The sequence below is a fragment of the Enterococcus sp. DIV0800 genome (assembly GCF_050559735.1).
In the GTDB taxonomy this organism is placed as follows: Bacteria; Bacillota; Bacilli; order Lactobacillales; family Enterococcaceae; genus Enterococcus_A; species Enterococcus_A devriesei.
Window position 1 is genome coordinate 1,459,593 of sequence record NZ_CP187898.1, and the last position, 14,667, is coordinate 1,474,259.

Annotated in this window: 15 protein-coding genes and 1 tRNA gene; 6 read left to right on the top strand and 10 right to left on the bottom strand. The window is 40.2% G+C overall.

From position 1 onward, the window contains the following. Nucleotides 1-23 precede the first annotated feature (23 nt). The 4 genes from IGI54_RS07045 to IGI54_RS07060 all read right to left on the bottom strand — a co-directional run bounded on the left by IGI54_RS07045 (nt 24) and on the right by IGI54_RS07060 (nt 2,006). Complete coding sequence (locus IGI54_RS07045) at nt 24-806, bottom strand: hypothetical protein (protein ID WP_430620273.1); 783 nt, start codon at nt 804-806, stop codon at nt 24-26. 145 nt (nt 807-951) lie between these two features. Then, nucleotides 952-1,179: a hypothetical protein gene (locus tag IGI54_RS07050; protein ID WP_071862827.1), complete on the bottom strand. Its 228-nt coding sequence runs from the start codon at nt 1,177-1,179 to the stop codon at nt 952-954. A gap of 126 nt (nt 1,180-1,305) precedes the next feature. After that, nucleotides 1,306-1,393 (bottom strand) — tRNA-Ser (locus tag IGI54_RS07055). 40 nt (nt 1,394-1,433) lie between these two features. Further along, complete coding sequence (locus tag IGI54_RS07060; RefSeq protein ID WP_071862828.1) at nt 1,434-2,006, bottom strand: TetR/AcrR family transcriptional regulator; 573 nt, start codon at nt 2,004-2,006, stop codon at nt 1,434-1,436. Nucleotides 2,007-2,396: 390 nt separating this feature from the next. Here IGI54_RS07060 and IGI54_RS07065 point away from each other — a divergent pair, with 390 nt between their 5' ends. The 4 genes from IGI54_RS07065 to IGI54_RS07080 all read left to right on the top strand — a co-directional run bounded on the left by IGI54_RS07065 (nt 2,397) and on the right by IGI54_RS07080 (nt 6,015). Continuing rightward, nucleotides 2,397-3,149, top strand: a complete 753-nt coding sequence (locus IGI54_RS07065; protein ID WP_216430760.1) for a threonine/serine exporter family protein — start codon at nt 2,397-2,399, stop codon at nt 3,147-3,149. 45 nt (nt 3,150-3,194) lie between these two features. Beyond that, nucleotides 3,195-3,644 (top strand): threonine/serine exporter family protein, encoded by a 450-nt coding sequence (locus IGI54_RS07070; protein WP_315306238.1) that lies wholly within the window; start codon nt 3,195-3,197, stop codon nt 3,642-3,644. 177 nt (nt 3,645-3,821) lie between these two features. Then, nucleotides 3,822-4,421: a TVP38/TMEM64 family protein gene (locus IGI54_RS07075; protein ID WP_216430759.1), complete on the top strand. Its 600-nt coding sequence runs from the start codon at nt 3,822-3,824 to the stop codon at nt 4,419-4,421. 34 nt (nt 4,422-4,455) lie between these two features. Then, nucleotides 4,456-6,015: a glycerophosphodiester phosphodiesterase family protein gene (locus IGI54_RS07080; protein ID WP_315306236.1), complete on the top strand. Its 1,560-nt coding sequence runs from the start codon at nt 4,456-4,458 to the stop codon at nt 6,013-6,015. Between the two features lie 202 nt (nt 6,016-6,217). Here IGI54_RS07080 and IGI54_RS07085 read toward each other — a convergent pair whose 3' ends face one another. The 3 genes from IGI54_RS07085 to gdhA all read right to left on the bottom strand — a co-directional run bounded on the left by IGI54_RS07085 (nt 6,218) and on the right by gdhA (nt 9,523). Beyond that, complete coding sequence (locus IGI54_RS07085; protein ID WP_071862833.1) at nt 6,218-6,436, bottom strand: hypothetical protein; 219 nt, start codon at nt 6,434-6,436, stop codon at nt 6,218-6,220. Between the two features lie 311 nt (nt 6,437-6,747). Beyond that, nucleotides 6,748-8,094 carry a glucose-6-phosphate isomerase gene (locus tag IGI54_RS07090; RefSeq protein WP_071862834.1) on the bottom strand — a complete coding sequence of 449 codons (1,347 nt, stop codon included), beginning with the start codon at nt 8,092-8,094 and terminating at the stop codon, nt 6,748-6,750. Nucleotides 8,095-8,179: 85 nt separating this feature from the next. Next, nucleotides 8,180-9,523, bottom strand: a complete 1,344-nt coding sequence (gene gdhA, locus IGI54_RS07095; protein WP_430620274.1) for an NADP-specific glutamate dehydrogenase — start codon at nt 9,521-9,523, stop codon at nt 8,180-8,182. A gap of 162 nt (nt 9,524-9,685) precedes the next feature. On the opposite strand from gdhA, the gene IGI54_RS07100 reads away from it, so the two are divergent. After that, on the top strand, nt 9,686-10,942 hold the full coding sequence (locus IGI54_RS07100) for an NAD(P)/FAD-dependent oxidoreductase (RefSeq protein ID WP_430620275.1): 1,257 nt from the start codon (nt 9,686-9,688) through the stop codon (nt 10,940-10,942). Here IGI54_RS07100 and ybaK read toward each other — a convergent pair. Further along, nucleotides 10,939-11,424 (bottom strand): Cys-tRNA(Pro) deacylase, encoded by a 486-nt coding sequence (gene ybaK, locus IGI54_RS07105; RefSeq protein ID WP_430620276.1) that lies wholly within the window; start codon nt 11,422-11,424, stop codon nt 10,939-10,941. The two genes, IGI54_RS07100 and ybaK, sit on opposite strands and share 4 nt — an antisense overlap. Before the next feature lie 137 nt (nt 11,425-11,561). Here ybaK and IGI54_RS07110 point away from each other — a divergent pair, with 137 nt between their 5' ends. After that, the gene (locus tag IGI54_RS07110) at nt 11,562-12,599 is read left to right on the top strand and encodes a tagatose 1,6-diphosphate aldolase (RefSeq protein WP_430620277.1); all 1,038 of its coding nucleotides are present in this window, start codon (nt 11,562-11,564) and stop codon (nt 12,597-12,599) included. A 76-nt stretch (nt 12,600-12,675) separates the two neighbouring features. On the opposite strand, the gene aroD is transcribed toward IGI54_RS07110, so the two are convergent. Both aroD and IGI54_RS07120 read right to left on the bottom strand, forming a co-directional pair. Further along, complete coding sequence (gene aroD / locus IGI54_RS07115; RefSeq protein ID WP_430620278.1) at nt 12,676-13,425, bottom strand: type I 3-dehydroquinate dehydratase; 750 nt, start codon at nt 13,423-13,425, stop codon at nt 12,676-12,678. 20 nt (nt 13,426-13,445) lie between these two features. After that, entirely contained in the window at nt 13,446-14,615 is a 1,170-nt protein-coding gene (locus tag IGI54_RS07120; RefSeq protein WP_430621487.1) for a class I SAM-dependent rRNA methyltransferase, read from the bottom strand. Nucleotides 14,616-14,667: the final 52 nt, after the last annotated feature.

Here is a 14,667-nt window from a genome sequence, read left to right on the forward strand (position 1 = left end):
CTGCGTTTTTATTTATCTCCGATTTATTTAACTACGGTATACTCATCAATCGTTTTGCCATTCTGATCCTTTAAGATTAACCAGCCATTTGTACCGGCAAAATAAAGAAAGATTCCAACTTCATTGACACTTTTTAAAATAATATCCTCAGTCGTCACACCATTGGCTATTTTGTCACTGTGATCTGCTCTTAGCTTTTCAGTCAGTCGAGCACTAAAGCCGATCGAACCATCTTTATTCAAAGGCATCTCCATTTTTAACTTGGCTCCTGCCTTCAGCAACATCTCATTGCGTTTTTGCCAAATTACCTCTCCTTTTGAATCACTGTAATCAATATAAAAAGGAATCTCACTGACCTTTTTATTCCAGCGATGTTGGGCTTTCATTGGTTTCTTCTTTTGTTTTTCGTTGACGATGCCAAAGGTCGCAAAAATCGCAAACAATTCCGTTTGAGTATTGGTTAACGTCGGAAAATGATTGGTGGCGATTTTAGCTGTGTCAACTAGACTTTTCACCGTTAATTGATTGTCCTGCCAAGCTTGCAGCATCACTTGGGCCAGCTCGATTCCTTCAATATCCCACGGAATCGTGATGGCAATCACTTGATCTGCCTCCTGAATAGCCGACTTATCCCACTCGTGATTATAATCGATTGCTTTAGGTTCTCGACCTGTAACATAAATCAATAACTGATCAGAAGTCATTGCTGGTAATTTCTTCAACTCTTGATAAAAAATCAACGCTGCCCCTGCTTCAGTTTTTATTTTGGTACTCGTCTTTGTAATCTCAACGGTTAATTTAATCATACGATCAGCCTCGAATCTTTTTTCTTTCAGCTTATAAAAAAAGCGTCTAACAGTCGAATCATACGTCTTTTCCAATTATAAAAAGCGTCGCTTCGAAAGGAATGCTTGAGACATTTCTTTCGAAGCAACGCTTTTCTTAGTCCATTTACTCGATGATCTGCTTTACTTTAAACGCTTCTCCCTGATCTGACGCTGACAGTTGGTCATCTAGCTCAAATAAAATATGCGTTTCATTTTTTTCATCTTCAACGATCACGAGCTTTCCCAATGGATCGCGGTTGTCTTTCACGATTTGGGCCTCTTTAATCAACTCTTTAGGATCACGTTTCGAGGCCAGAGCATTGCCTAAATTAAAGAAAACTGTTTCTTCCATTTATCTTCACTCCTTAATTTCATTGCGGCATAATGAATCATTCATTCTCTTCATTATATCAGAAAAAGAGCTGGGATACGGAAAAGCAACTGCCTCCGTGTTCCAGCCCAATAACGATAAGATAAAAGGAAGGTACGGGATTTGAACCCGTGCACCACATTACTGCGGCTCGCCGGATTTCGAGTCCGGTGCATTACCACTCTGCCAACCTTCCGCATCATCCATCTTACCTCTTTGCTTCAATTTGTCAAGATTTATAATGCGTCTAAGACAGAAGTATCTTCTTCTTGCAAGATATTATTGATTGTCCGGTTAATCAGATGAACAATTTCATCTTGACTTGGTGAAATGATACCAGAAGACATCAACGTTGCGATTCCGGTCACGGCGATCCATGTCCCAACATGCAGTGCATTGATTTTCTTTTCAGATAGCTTGCTGTATTTCGGATGTTCCATAATCAATTGGTGGAAGTAATTGTATGAAAAGTCGTGCATTTTTTTCCCGCCACCGTATTCTTGTACATACAAGGCATTGTAGAGATTGCTTTGTTCCTTGGCAAAATAAACATAGCTTAAGCCTAGATCGATGATTGAATCGCCAGTCCGAACTTCTGGGAAAATATCGTAATACAGGTGATTACAGATTTCATCTAACAAAGTATTTTTAAGGTCACTCATATTTTTAAATTCTAAATAGATCGGTTGCGTGCTGATCCCCATTTTTTTGGCGATGTTCCGTGCTGTAAATCCAGAGAACCCTTCATTTTCAACAACTTCATAGGCAGCCTTTAAAATCTGGTCTTTGGTATAAACTTTTCTTCTCATTTCTATTCCTCCCAGAATGTTATTATTTTTGTTGTCATTTTATTTTAATCAAAAATTGATTAGTTTTGCAACCCTTATGTAACATGTTATCTAAATTTAGTGATATTTTTTTAAAATAGAACGTCTTAGAATGAAGTTTTTTCTTACATAAGGGGTGGAACCGTTTTTATTAATTTGATAATTTTCTGTTTCTATAATTAAAAAATAAAAGTGTCGTTATGCTTTTGATTCATTTTTGTTTCTTTAAAAATAATAAGACTCGCTGGATAAAAAAATATCTTGTTACTTTATTATACTTTTTCTCGTAGTCAGTGACAATCCTTATTCTTTTTCTTGTCTATTTTCTTTATTTTCACTACTATAGTATAGGAACGCAGAGGGGGAATCTTTATGGAGCAACAAAATTATTCACAATTAGTCTTAAACACCTGCTTAAAAGCCGGAAAAATCATGATGGAGTCAGGCTCCGAGGTCTATCGGGTGGAAGACACTATGAAACGAATCGCTATCAACGCGGGACTAGATGATATCCAAACCTATGTCACCGCCACCGGCTTAGTCGTCGGCTTCCCTTCTGAACAAAATAGCCAGGTGATTCAAATCACTCGTCAATCGATCAATTTGGAAAAAGTGACCGCCGTCAATCAAGGTTCCCGCCAATTTGCGGAAGGCGAACTCTCACTGCCGGATTTTTACCTTTATTTAAACGAAGTAGATAACCAGACTCCGGACTTTCCTTACTTATGGAAAATTATTGCTGCCGGTGTCGTCAGCAGCACTTTAATGATCATTTTAAATGGGACTTGGTACGATTTTATCCCAACATTCTTTATCGGGATTACCGGCTTTGCGGTTCACACCTTTGTTGGTAAGAAGCTCCAAATGAGTTTTCTAAATGATTTTCTCGCCGCTTTTGTCATCGGCGTCTTATCATTACTCGCGGTTAAAACGGCTTTCGCGCGTGATGTTAACAGCTTGATTATCGGCTCCATCATGCCGTTGGTACCGGGACTAGCCATTACGAACGCCTTTCGCGATATTATGGAAGGACATTTGATCAGCGGCGTGGCTCGTGGTACGGAGGCTTTATTTATTGCAGGAGCCATCGGCGGTGGCATTATCGTCGCCTTTAACTTTTTTTAGTCGCCCAGTAACCAAAACAATCAACCGAAAATAAGGAGCCCAGCCATGACCTTTATTATTAATTTTCTTTTTAGTATGTTTAGTACCATCACCTTTGGCATTATTACGAATATTCCTCGCCGCGCATTTTTTACTTGCGGGCTGACTGGCGCGACAGGTTGGATGACTTTTTGGATCTTGCAAACTTACTGCCATCAAAAAATTGGAATCTCTAACTTTTTAGGTGCTTTAATGATCGGACTCATGAGCATTCTCTTTTCTCGTAAAATGCATATGCCTGTGATCGTTTTTAATGTTCCTAGCTTAGTACCACTAGTTCCTGGCGGTCCCGCTTTTATGGCGGTACGCTACATGATGGATCAAAAGTTTACGGAGTCAATGGAAAAAGTCGTGACGGTACTCGTTACCGCCGGAGCGATCGCCTTAGGATTCATGTTTACGAATTTAATCGAGCGGGCCTTAAAGCGAACACGTTCAAACTTCCAGCCAAAATAAGTAAAAAAACTCAAATTGCTGCCATTTACTGGCAGAGTAGTGATGAAAACGAAATCATTAAATATCTAAAAAAATTTTAAGTTTAATCCTAAAATGCTAAATTACAACCTTAGACCTATGCTTTTTTTTGATTTATCCCTTATACTTCAATCATGAAGTGCAAAGGAGCTGAATCAAATGAGCGTTGTTCAATCACGACGATTGCTAAATATTATTTCCTTAATCGGAATTGCCTGTTCAATCAGTTTAACTATTTACTTTTATCATTTAGGTGTATTCAATGATATGAATTCGTTGCAACAACTTGTGGGAAACTCTCCCCTCGCCGGACCGCTTATCTTTATTCTGATTCAGATCATTCAAGTAGTCATCCCAATTATCCCTGGAGGCATCAGCCTCGCTGCCGGTGTTCTAATCTTCGGCCCTTATTGGGGATTTCTTTATAACTATATCGGGATTTGTATCGGTTCGTTGATCTTGTTCCTACTAGGCCGTCACTATGGCAAACCCTTGATTCAGCATCTGGTTAGTGATAAGGTATATCAGAAGTATAATCACTGGTTAGATGATCAATCTCGTTTCGAAAAAATGTTTACCTTAGCGATTTTCTTCCCTGTCGCTCCAGATGACGCCCTTTGTCTAATGGCTAGTCTGACAAACATCTCATTTAAAAAATATAGCGCGATCATCTTTTTAGCTAAACCTGCTTCGATCTTCTTATATAGTTTAGCTTTATTGCAAGGTGGCAGCTTATTATCACACTTACTCGTCCACTAATCTTAGTGGACTTTTCTTTTGCCTAGGAGGAGCCATGAAGTTCATCAGTCGTACTGCAAAGTCTTTTTTTCATTCTATTCGTTTACAGGATTTTTTAATCGTTACCTTTGGTTTATCTTTTTTAACCGAAGGGCTCTTTTTATTTTTCCAAGAACTATTCCGACACGGAAACTTTCCAAAATTTTTCTACCTGCTTTTTTTCGCGTTATTTGGTTTGTATGGATTCTTCTTTAGTCAAATCCAAACTCGCAAACCTTTTTTTCAAGATTTTTCTCTAAGCGGGATACTTTTTAGCAGTCTCCATTGGCTGATCCTTTCTCCCATCGTTTTTTTCAAATTCTATCAGCTTTTCTTAGCATACCGGCCACTACCAGCGACGTTCTTATCTTTTATCTTTCTGTATCGCTGGAAAATTTTGCCGATCATTGCAGTGCTCTATTTGCTGCTGCTTTATTTTGTCTGGCGGTTTCTACTGGTTCCCAGCTATTTAAACGATGGACTTTCTTTAAAAGTAAGTCTGCAAAAAAGTTGGCAGCAAAGGAAGCTGGCAATCGGGCTTCAGCTTATTTCTTTTTTAGTGATTCCTTTACTCTTTTTATTAAGTAGCCTGCTATCGAAAGTCCTGTTCACCCTAATGGCACAGCTGGTCACAACTAGGACTGCTGGTCTGAGTCTATTGCTGCTCTATCAAGCCTGTAAAAGCAGTTTGTTCGCTCTCTTCTTTTTATATCTAGCCTTCAATAACCAGGCAGAAGCACAGCACAACTCGGGCAAAAATTATTGGCTGATTCTTCCGATTATTGCTAGTCTTGCTCTTTATGGGCTGACTTATACGCAACGATTGACAGTTAAACCAGCCCCTATTCCACAAACGATTTCGCATCGAGGTGTTTCCGATGATAACGCGTTGCAGAATTCAATCACGGCGCTTAAACGAACTAGTCAAACGTATCATCCCGATTTAGTGGAAATGGACATTCAAGAAACTGCCGATCACCAATTAGTCGTGATGCACGACGAAAACTTGAAGGAACTTGCCGGAAAAAATTTACGAGTTGATGAAACGAACTGGTCCCAATTAAAAAAATTGACATTAAAAGAAAACGGTTATCAGGAAAAGATCCCTTTATTTGTGGATTATCTAGACGAAGCAAACAAACTCCAGCAAAAATTGCTGATCGAATTGAAGGTCAGCGCTAAAACAAAGAAAACGATGATCCAACAACTGCTTCCTTTAAAGGATCAACTGGTTGGACATCAATTGCAAAGCATGGATTTAGATACGGCTCGGAACTTAAAAAAGAACTTCCCCAAACACAAGATCGGCTACATCTTACCTTTTGACCTATTAGGAAGCCCTAAGACACAGTTGGATTTTATCAACATCGAAGCCCGAACTGCCAATCGTCAACTGATCCAAGCAATACAGCAACGAAAACAAGGCGTTTACGTCTGGTCGATCAACACTTCATTACAAAACCAAGCCTTTCAATTGCAAGCGGTCGATGGATTATTAAGCGACAAATTAACAATCTTAAGCCCTCAGAGCAACAGCATCAAAGCCAAAGTAGTCGCTGCTCTTTGGATAAACTAAAAAATTAGCAACCGATTTTCATTGTCGGTTGCTTTTTTCGATTTAAAAGCGGTCATTATCAATTTGAAATGATTATTTGAAAACAACCTATATTTAATCCGCAATCACATTTTTTTCAAAGAAAAAACCGGTCTTCTCTTTGAAATAAAGGAGAAAACCGATTTTATAACAAGCGCAATATTTCACATGTATTTTTATAGCTTTAAGCGGTACATTCTGTTTCAAGACACGCAAGCACATCTTCGTACTTCACCAGCAGACGATTTTGTAGCTCAATCACTGATGCACGGTCTGTTGGATCACAGCTTACAACGTTGATTAAAACAGTATTGTTGTAAAGTTGTTCCACCACTCCTACAACTTCTTTTTCTATTCCGATCGCTCGGCATTCATACGAAAGACCAATTTCAATATTATTCATAATAACTCCCCCTTTATTTCTACGTTTTTATAATAACACAATGACGAAAAATTGAAAACGTTTTTTATTACTTTTTTTGCTTTTATATCAAGGGAATAATTACAATTTTTAGAAAATTCGCAAAACACAAACAGAAACAACTATAGTTATTTTTAATCTTACGTTCATTTTTTACTTATCTTTATTTATTTAAAAGCGATTTAATTCTTCGTAAAAAATACTTTTTGTGGTTAATTTTGATTAGCAAAAGGCTATTTTCACTATACCAATTAAAAAAACGGCCTTCGCATCGCGAAAGCCGTTTTCGTTTTTTATAGGCGATTATTCAATTCTTTTGCTAAATCTTCAAATCCTGGTTTTCCAAGTAAGGCAAACATATTTTTTTTGTAAGCTTCCACACCTGGTTGGTTGAATGGGTTGACCCCTAATAAGTAACCAGAGATTCCAACTGCGATTTCAAAGAAGTACATTGCATAACCTAAAGTGTAAGCATCCATTGTTGGAATGTTTAACACTAGGTTTGGCACGCCGCCGTCAGTATGAGCTAATAATGTTCCTTGATAAGCTTTCGAGTTAACAAAGTCAACGTCTTTGCCTTCCAAGTAACCTAAACCGTCTAAGTCAGATTCTTGAGCAGGAATTGCCACAGATTTACGTGGCTTTTCAACTTTTACGATAGTTTCAAAAATGTTACGACGGCCTTCTTGGATGTATTGTCCAAATGAATGCAAGTCAGTCGAGAAGTTGGCACTTGATGGGTAGATACCTTTCAAGTCTTTTCCTTCTGATTCGCCGTATAATTGTTTCCACCATTCGTTGAAATATTGCATGCCTGGTTCGTAGTTGACTAAGATTTCAGTCACTTTACCTTTGCGGTATAAGATATTACGAAGTGCTGCATATTGATAGGCTTCATTTTCATCTAAGTTATCGCTTGAGTAAGCTTCACGAGCATCAGCTGCACCTTTCATCAATGCATCGATGTCAGCACCGCTTGCTGCGATCGGCAATAAACCAACGGCTGTAAGAACAGAGAAACGTCCACCGACATCATCCGGAATAACGAATGTTTCCCAGCCTGCTGCGTCTGCTTCAACTTTAACAGCTCCACGAGCTTTATCAGTTGTTGCGTAGATACGTTTGTTGGCTTCTTCTTCACCATATTTTTTGATCAATAATTCTTTGAAGACACGGAAAGCGATTGCTGGCTCAGTAGTCGTTCCTGATTTAGAAATGACGTTGACTGAGAAATCACGATCTCCGATCACTTCGATTAAGTCAGCAATGTACGTTGAGCTGATTGAGTTTCCGGCAAAGAATACTTGCGGTGCTTTACGATCTTCTTTGTCCAATACATTGAAGAATGTTTGATGTAAGAATTCGATCGCTGCACGAGCGCCTAAGTATGAACCGCCAATCCCGATAACAACTAAAACTTCTGAATCAGATTGGATTTTTTCAGCTGCTTTTTTGATCCGAGCAAATTCATCTTTGTCATAGTTTACAGGAAGATCGATCCAGCCAAGAAAATCATTTCCTGCGCCAGTTCCTTCATGTAATTCTTTATGAGCTCGAGCTACTTCAGTTTTGATGTAGTCCATTTCATGTTCGCTCACAAATGGTGCTACTTTCGAGTAATCGAATTGAATGTGTGCCATTGTTTTTCCTCCTTGAAAATCACTTCAGTACAACCTATACTTTACGTTTCTTTTCCTTTTTTTTCAAGTTCGAACCTCTCAAAAATTAAACTAATCCTTGAGCTAACATTGCCGCGGCGACTTTTTCAAAGCCGGCAATGTTGGCGCCAGCGGCGAAATTATCTTTTTCAGCATATTTTTCAGCGGTATCACGGCATGTTTCATAAATATTTTTCATAATATCATCTAACTTGCTGTCCACTTCTTCTTTCGTCCAAGCTAACCGTTGTGAGTTTTGGCTCATTTCTAACGCTGAGACCGCGACTCCTCCAGCGTTTGCTGCCTTGCCTGAGCCGTAGAGAATCCCTTTTTCAAGATATAATTTGACAGCGTCCATCGTGCTTGGCATATTGGCGCCTTCAGCCACGACTTTGACTCCGTTTTTCACTAAGATCTCCGCTTTTTTGCCATCGATCTCATTTTGTGTCGCGCAAGGTAAAGCAATATCCGCGTCTATTTCAAACTCCCAAACAGAACCTTCATAATATTCAGCCGATGACCGTTCTTTGGCGTATTCCGTCAGACGTTCCCGACGGACTTCTTTGATGTCTTTCAACAAGTCTAGATCAATGCCCTCTTCGTCATAAATATAGCCGTTTGAATCAGAGCAAGTAATGACTCTCGCGCCTAATTCATGAGCTTTTTCAATCGCATAGATTGCTACATTTCCACTGCCGGAAACCAATACTTTTTTGCCTTCAAAAGAATCCTCACGGTCCTCCAACAAGTGTTTGACAAAATAAACGGCACCGTAGCCAGTTGCTTCTGTTCGTCCAAGACTGCCATTGAATCCTAGTGGTTTGCCCGTTAAGACGCCCATGTCGTATTCACGCAGACGTTTGTACTGACCAAATAGATAGCCGATCTCACGACCGCCAACACCAATATCTCCAGCTGGTACATCTAGGTTTGGTCCGATATGTTTTGCTAGCTCAGTCATGAAACTTTGACAAAATCGCATGATCTCTGAGTCGGATTTCTTTTTCGGATCAAAATCTGAGCCGCCTTTGCCGCCACCAATTGGTAGATCCGTCAAACTATTTTTAAAGATTTGCTCAAAACCTAAAAATTTCAAAATACTCAAATTAACACTTGGGTGGAAACGTAATCCGCCCTTATATGGACCAAGCGCTGAATTAAATTGAACGCGATAGCCGCGATTGACCTGCCAGTTTCCCGCATCGTCTTGCCAAGGTACCCGAAATTGGATCATTCTTTCGGGTTCAAGAATGATTTCTAAAATATTCTTCTCTACGTATTCTGGATGCTCTTCTAAGAAAGGAATGACTGCCGGTAAAAATTCTTCCACCGCTTGTAAAAATTCTTCTTGGTTTGGATCTTTTGCTGCTAAGTTTTTTTGAACCTGTTCCACATATTCTCTTACTTCCATCAAATTCCTCCTCACATTTAATACTCATAGTTTACATCATTTTTTAATAGAAGTGGGAATTAATTCATGCTACACTGCAATTTATAAATGGAATGTTCGTAAATGAAACAATAACTTTCAAATAAAATCGTAGATAAAATATAATAAAGGTTGGTTGACTAGATGAAAAATAAATTTGATGTGATTGTGATCGGCGGCGGTCCCGCCGGTATGATGGCGAGTATTACTGCTGCGATGAACGGATCAAAGGTCGCACTTTTTGAAAAGAATAAACGCTTAGGTAAAAAGCTATTGATGACTGGCGGCGGTCGCTGTAATGTGACGAATAATCGACCGGTGGATGATCTGATTACCCATATACCTGGAAATGGGCGGTTCTTATACAGTACCTTTGCACAATTTGATAACCAGGATATTATGAGCTTTTTCAGTGAGCGTGGAGTTGCTTTAAAGGAAGAGGACCATGGTCGGATCTTCCCAGTTTCAAATAAATCAGCGACGATTGTCGACACTTTAAAGAAGGAATTGGAAAGTCTAAACGTGGAGCTGCATTTTAAGGAGCCTGTTGAAAAAATCATTTCTGATGGCGCGATGATCCAAGGGGTGCGTACCGCTGAAGGCGATTATTCCGCTAAAAGTGTGGTTATTACTACCGGTGGCATTACCTATCCTTCAACCGGTGCTCAAGGAGACGGCTATCGCTTCGCCAAAAGCGTCGGTCATCATGTGACGCCGTTATATCCGACCGAGTCACCGATTTTTTTGACCGACGATTTTGTTGCCGCTAAAACCTTACAAGGCCTATCCCTGCAAGATGTGACCTTGAGTGTGGTAGACCAAAAAAATAAGACGGTTGCCAGCCATGAAATGGATCTGCTGTTTACTCACTTTGGGGTCTCTGGCCCTGCGGCGTTGCGTTGTTCCAGCTTTGTCAATCAGCTATTGCGAAATCAAGATACGGTCACACTAACGCTTGATTGTTTCCCGCAGCTTACGAAAGACGAACTTTTAGCTGAAATCAAAAAACGGGGCGGTGCCTCTACGAAACAATTAAAAAATGCTTTAAGCGGCCTTTTGCCTGAACGATTACTGCTATTCTTTTTAGGAAAAGTTGGGATCAGCGAGCAGACTTATCCGCAAACCACTAACGAACAATGGTCACAGTTGATCGACTATTGTAAAAACTGGTCATTGACCGCCAATAAAACCTTTGGCTTAGAAAAATCCTTCGTCACCGGTGGCGGCGTGGAACTTAAAGAAGTCAATCCTAAAGATTTAGCCAGCAAAAAAATCCCCGGCCTATATTTTGCCGGGGAGGTGCTTGATGTGAATGGCTATACCGGCGGTTACAATATCACCACCGCCTTTTGTACCGGCTATGTCGCCGGAACCAACGCCGCTTATCACGCTTTTGATTAAAGCGTCAACTCAACAAATTGCCCTCGCGTCAGTTCAACAATGGCGTCGGGGGCAATTTCCATTTGCAGCCCTCTTCTGCCTGCGGAAATAGCGATTTTTTCGAAGCTTTTTGCTGACGCGTCTACAAAGGTTGGAAATAGTTTTTTCATTCCGATGGGTGAACAGCCGCCGCGAATATACCCAGTGGTTGCTTCCAAATCTCTTAGATGGAGCATTTCAACTTTTTTATTGCCGCTAGCCTTCGCGATTTTTTTTAGTTCAAGCTCGTGATTGCTTGGAACCACCGCTACTACTGGACCAGTTTTATTTCCTACTGCAACTAAAGTCTTGAAAATGCGCGCTGGTTCGATTTTGACTTGCTCAGATACATGGCCCGCCCCTAGATCCTCTTCACTCCAAGCATACTCATGCTCGATATAGTCGATCTTCTTTTGTTCTACCAAGCGAATTGCATTGGTTTTTTGAATTTTTTTCTTCGCCACGTCAATCCCTCACCTTTACTTATTTCCTAAAGTCTAGCAAAAAAGCGTCAATCAAACAAATGATCGTTTTATTTGGTCTTTTTCCGCAAAAGTCCTACACTGAAATTGTAGCAAGATAAGAAGGGAAGGATTTCATCATGAAAAGAATTTCAAGAGGAAAGTTTGAAAAGATGCAACAATTGTCAAATGATCACGGCGTCATTGCGGCCTTAGCTATCGATCAACGAGGCTCTATGAAAAAAATGATGCAAACCGCTGTGGGTGAGGGAAAATTCTCAATGGACCAAGTTTATGAGTTTAAAGAATTGGTTTCCCAAGAATTAACCAAACACGTCAGTGCCATTCTTTTAGATGAACAGTACGGCTTCAAAGGGATCAAAGCCAAAGATCCCAATTGTGGTTTGATCATGTCTTATGAAAAAACCGGCTACGATGCGAATACACCCGGTCGTTTACCAGAATTATTACCAGACGAATCATTAGATCGCTTGTTAGCAAAAGGCGCCGACGCTGCGAAAGTCTTGGTCTATTATGATCCTGATGAAGCGCAAGAAATTTTAGACGTGAAGCATGCCTTTTTGGAACGCTTAGGGACAGAAGCTTTAGCGGCGGATATTCCGGTATTTGTGGAACCAATCGTTTACGATAGTAAAATTACCGATGATCATTCACCGGAATTTGCGAAAATCAAACCGAAAAAAGTGATCGATACAATCAAGGAATTTACCCAAGACAAATACCATATCGATGTTTTGAAAGTCGAAGTTCCTGTTTTGTTTAAATACGTTGAAGGCTATACAAAAGACAATGATCTAGTTGTTTACACGCAAGAAGAAGCGGCAGCTTACTTCAAAGAAGCTGGCGAAGCAGCAACCCGGCCCTTCATTTATTTAAGTGCTGGTGTGCCTGCGGATATTTTCCGCGATGAACTGAAATTCGCCGGACAACATGGTGCCAATTATTGCGGTATCTTAGGCGGTCGAGCTACTTGGCGTGATGGAGTGCAAGTCTATGCCGATAACGGTAAGGAAGGCTTGATCAAATGGCTGGACACACAAGGACGCGAAAATATTGAAGAATTAAATGAAATTCTCGATCAGTATGCGAAACCTTGGTATGAAATCTATGGCGGGTTAGACCAGATCGAAGTCTTTGATATTGATGTGATGGAATAAAAATAAGAGAGTGAAACATTAAAAAATGTTTCACTCTCTTATTTGTTTGAACTGATTCGTTTCACCTCAGCAGCTCTTATCTTAACTCGTTTACGATCATCGCTAATTTTTCAGCCTCGATCATCGCGTCAGGTTGCATTTTTCCTGCTAAAGACCCATATGTCATACAAGAGCCATCCAGTGAACCGCCGACTTGTGAGAATTTACCCAGTCTACCTAGTGAAACCGAAATAATCGGCAGTGTCACAAAGGTCTGGGCCTTCATAATGATTTTCATTTGTCGCAAAACATCAGCTTCACTTTTAGGAGTGACAACAATTTTTGCCAGATCCGCTCCCCAATGTTCGATTAGATTTAAACGAAATAACAGTACTGCGTCTTCTGGTGTCTGTTCGAAATCATAATAGCTCATGATGACCCGCACATCTAGGGCCTGCATCCACTTTATAAAGGTCGTTGAAAGTGTATCAACGATCGAAACCTCAATATCCGCCAAATCAATCGCTCGCGAAGAAACCGCAAACTCATTGATCTGCCGATACTGATTGAGAGGTAAATCTAATGTTCCTCCCGCCCGTTCGGTGCGTAGATTGAAAATCAAAGGAATATTACGGATTTCATCTCGCAAGGCCAGTAAAGTCTGATTTAATTTTTCTTCATCTAAAAGGTCCTCATAATAATCCGCGCGCCATTCGATTACTTCTGCGACATTTTTCGCTTCATTCGCCTGTTCGATGATCTCATCGAAGGTTTTCCCAAGAATCGGTACGCAGATTTTAGGTTTTCCTGCATCAAATCGCACCTCTCTTACTTGCACATCCATCATACATATCCCATCCTATTTTTCTATTTTTTTATCTCATAAAACAATACCTTCAAGTAATTGCTTTCTTCAAAATGACTGGCTGGAAAATCGGCAGGCAATCGATAGCTTTCTACTAAGCGATAGATCGCTTGCTTGTTGTTTAAGGCTTGTTCGATTGCCTGTTTGAACTTCTTGATAGAGAGATTCGCCGCGTTGGTGGAAGCAATAATCATTCCTTCATCAGACAAGATCTCAACACTGTCTTCAATCAACCGCCCGTAGTCTTTTGCCACGGAAAATGTTTTCTTCTTATTGCGGGCAAAACTTGGCGGATCTAAGATAATTACATCATAACGTAAGTTCTTTCGCATTGCATAGCGGAAATAATCAAAAGTATCCATGACAATGATTTTTTGCTGCTCTAAGGGTAAGCCATTGATGGCAAATTGCTCCTGCGTCTTTGGTAAACTGCGTTGCGCTAGATCCACGCTAGTCGTTTCCACCGCGCCGCCGTAAGCAGCCGCTACTGAAAAAGCACCGGTATAGCTAAACATATTCAACACTTTCTTGCCAGCGGCCAATCCTTCAGTCAACCGCCCCCGAACTTCTTTTTGATCCAAAAAGATCCCCGTCATATAGCCTTCATCTAAATAGACCGCATATGAAACACCGTTTTCCAAGACAAGCAATGGCTCCTGTGGCTTCTCTCCCATCAACCATTGGCTTTCTCTTAAGTCGCTAGTAAAGCGAATCTTTTCCACCACACCTTTCGCCGTTGGAAAGGCCGCCAACAAACTGTCTAAGATTTCTTGTTGAAAATGATAGATCGTCTGATTGTACCAAGACAACACTAAATAATCGTGATAATAATCAATCGTCAATCCGCCGATGCCGTCTCCTTCACCATTAAATAAGCGAAAAGCGGTCGTTGTTCCATCCGCAAAAAAAGCTTGACGCCGCTGGATCGCCTGTTTAAAAGCTTCTATAAAAAAAGCACGGTCAATGGGACGCTGCGTTTGATCTAACACCCAGCCCATGCCTTTATTTTGTTTGCCTAAATAGCCAGAGGCAACATATTTATCATTACCATCAACAAAAGTCACCCATTCAAGGGGGATTTTTTTTATATTTTGTTTCAAATCTTCTATTTGAATTAATGGATTTCCTTGACGAATTCGTTTAATTCCATTATTTGTTAATTCTATCTTCACATTCATCCCTGCTTTCTCCACTAGTATATCAAAAAAAACAGCTAGTTTTCGC

What these genes read in the sequence shown, in the direction of transcription:
- IGI54_RS07100 (WP_430620275.1), top strand. Translation starts at nt 9,686, where the DNA reads ATGAAAAATAAATTTGATGTGATTGTGATCGGCGGCGGTCCCGCCGGT.
- IGI54_RS07080 (WP_315306236.1), top strand. Translation starts at nt 4,456, where the DNA reads ATGAAGTTCATCAGTCGTACTGCAAAGTCTTTTTTTCATTCTATTCGT.
- gdhA (WP_430620274.1), bottom strand. Translation starts at nt 9,523, where the DNA reads ATGGAAGTAAGAGAATATGTGGAACAGGTTCAAAAAAACTTAGCAGCA.
- IGI54_RS07050 (WP_071862827.1), bottom strand. Translation starts at nt 1,179, where the DNA reads ATGGAAGAAACAGTTTTCTTTAATTTAGGCAATGCTCTGGCCTCGAAA.
- IGI54_RS07110 (WP_430620277.1), top strand. Translation starts at nt 11,562, where the DNA reads ATGAAAAGAATTTCAAGAGGAAAGTTTGAAAAGATGCAACAATTGTCA.
- IGI54_RS07045 (WP_430620273.1), bottom strand. Translation starts at nt 806, where the DNA reads ATGATTAAATTAACCGTTGAGATTACAAAGACGAGTACCAAAATAAAA.
- IGI54_RS07075 (WP_216430759.1), top strand. Translation starts at nt 3,822, where the DNA reads ATGAGCGTTGTTCAATCACGACGATTGCTAAATATTATTTCCTTAATC.
- IGI54_RS07060 (WP_071862828.1), bottom strand. Translation starts at nt 2,006, where the DNA reads ATGAGAAGAAAAGTTTATACCAAAGACCAGATTTTAAAGGCTGCCTAT.
- IGI54_RS07090 (WP_071862834.1), bottom strand. Translation starts at nt 8,094, where the DNA reads ATGGCACACATTCAATTCGATTACTCGAAAGTAGCACCATTTGTGAGC.
- IGI54_RS07085 (WP_071862833.1), bottom strand. Translation starts at nt 6,436, where the DNA reads ATGAATAATATTGAAATTGGTCTTTCGTATGAATGCCGAGCGATCGGA.
- IGI54_RS07065 (WP_216430760.1), top strand. Translation starts at nt 2,397, where the DNA reads ATGGAGCAACAAAATTATTCACAATTAGTCTTAAACACCTGCTTAAAA.
- aroD (WP_430620278.1), bottom strand. Translation starts at nt 13,425, where the DNA reads ATGATGGATGTGCAAGTAAGAGAGGTGCGATTTGATGCAGGAAAACCT.
- IGI54_RS07070 (WP_315306238.1), top strand. Translation starts at nt 3,195, where the DNA reads ATGACCTTTATTATTAATTTTCTTTTTAGTATGTTTAGTACCATCACC.